Origin of the sequence: Streptomyces aureus (genome assembly GCF_001418135.1) — a bacterium.
GTDB classification, from domain to species: Bacteria; Actinomycetota; Actinomycetes; order Streptomycetales; family Streptomycetaceae; genus Streptomyces; species Streptomyces aureus_A.
On record NZ_LIPQ01000691.1, the window covers coordinates 1 to 1,629 of the forward strand.

Consider the following 1,629-nt stretch of genomic DNA (forward strand, 5'->3'; position numbering starts at 1 on the left):
CCGGCCGCGGCACCCGCCCCCCACCGGACGGCCCCCGTCAGACCAGCTCCTCCGCCACGGCAACCGCTTCCGCGAGCGAGTCCACGACCGGCACCCCCACCCGCTCCAGCGAAGCCCGACTGTGCGATCCCCCGGTGTAGAGCACCGCCCGCGCCCCGACATGCGCCGCCGCCACAGCGTCGTCCGCGGCGTCGCCGATGACCACGACCCGATCCGCCGGCACATCCCCCAGCGCGGCCAGGTGCCGCACCATGTGCCCCGACTTCCCGTCCGTGGACGCGCCGACCCGCCCGTCCATCCGCAGGAACCGCTCCGCGATCCCGTGCCTCCGCACCAGCGGTATCAACTCCGTGTGCGGTGCGAGGGACAGCAGGGACTGCGTCAATCCGGCCGCCTGCCGCGCCGCGAGCAGCTCCGCGGCGCCGAGCGTCAGCCCGCAGTCCTCGGCCCGTGCCCAGTAGTGCCGGTGGAAGGCGCCGTCCATGACGGTCCACTCCGCGTCGGTGGGCAGTCGCCCCATGAGCCTCTCGTAGAACTTGGGCACCGGCACCGTGTACAACTCGCGGTACCGCTCCAGAGTGATCTCTTCGAGCCCGAGTTCGGCGAAGGCGGCGTTCGTCGCCCCGATGACCGCACTGATGTCGTCGAGCAGTGTGCCGTTCCAGTCCCAGACCAGATGCTTGCCGCGCAAGCCGTCGTGCTTCCCCATGGAAAGACGGTACCCGGCCACTCGGACACTCAAGATTCGGGCAGGGACCAAACGATCCGAGGGGATCGACAGGAGGACGGACCAGGATGCCGTCAGCCCAGCAGCCCGGGAATCTCCTGCACCCCGAACCACAGCAGCTCGTGGTCCTCGGCCCCGTCGACGACGAACTGCGCGTCGTCGTCCCCCTGGTCCGCCGCGCCCAGCGCGTCCGCCGCCGCCGTCACGTCCGCCTCCGCGTCGTCCGCGTCGGCGTGCACGGCCGCCGCCTTGGCGAGCCGTACGGGCCCGGCGATCCGGACCTCGCCGATGGAGCTCACGGTCAGCGGCCCGTCGGGGTCCGTGGCCGCGTCCTTGTCGGCGACGTCGACGGCGACGACGATCCGGCGCCGGGGCGCCTCGGGGTCCCCGGCGAGCAGCCGCAGGGAGGCGGACGCGGCCCGGTTAAGCGCCGCGTACTCCAGCTCCTCGATGTCGTCGGAGACGTACCACTCGCGCAGGGCGGGGGTGACGGCGTAGGCGGTCAGCGGACCGGGGCCCAGCTCGCCCGCCTTGTGCGCCTGTGCGAGACCGGGGAGGGTCAGGGGGACGTACACGCGCATGGCTGGCCGCTTTCGTAGACGGAGAGGCCCTCAGGATACGTGCGGAGTCCCCCTTCGGGGTGGCCGGCCGGAGTCGGCGTACGTCCACTCAGGGAGGCCCTTCTCAGGACCCCCGGGAGCCGATTTTCTTCCGCGTCACCCGGATAGGTGATTCCGATGTCGAGCCGCCGAGCGGCGGCGGGCTCCTTGCGGCCTCTCCGAGCCCACCCGTACAAGATCCCCAACGGAAAGTTACCGACCGGTATCTCTCGGTGACGCGACCACAGGGGCAGGCCCACCATGACCACCACCCTCACCACGACCGGCACCCCGCGCCCCCGC

General features: G+C 71.9%; 2 protein-coding genes. Both read right to left on the bottom strand.

Features of this window, described 5'->3' with window-relative positions:
- Window positions 1–37: 37 nt before the first annotated feature.
- Entirely contained in the window at window positions 38–709 is a 672-nt protein-coding gene (locus AOK00_RS36180; RefSeq protein ID WP_055604325.1) for an HAD family hydrolase, read from the bottom strand.
- A 92-nt stretch (window positions 710–801) separates the two neighbouring features.
- Window positions 802–1,308: a DUF6912 family protein gene (locus tag AOK00_RS36185; protein ID WP_055604324.1), complete on the bottom strand. Its 507-nt coding sequence runs from the start codon at window positions 1,306–1,308 to the stop codon at window positions 802–804.
- Window positions 1,309–1,629 lie beyond the last annotated feature (321 nt).

What these genes read in the sequence shown, in the direction of transcription:
- AOK00_RS36180 (WP_055604325.1), bottom strand. Translation starts at nt 709, where the DNA reads ATGGGGAAGCACGACGGCTTGCGCGGCAAGCATCTGGTCTGGGACTGG.
- AOK00_RS36185 (WP_055604324.1), bottom strand. Translation starts at nt 1,308, where the DNA reads ATGCGCGTGTACGTCCCCCTGACCCTCCCCGGTCTCGCACAGGCGCAC.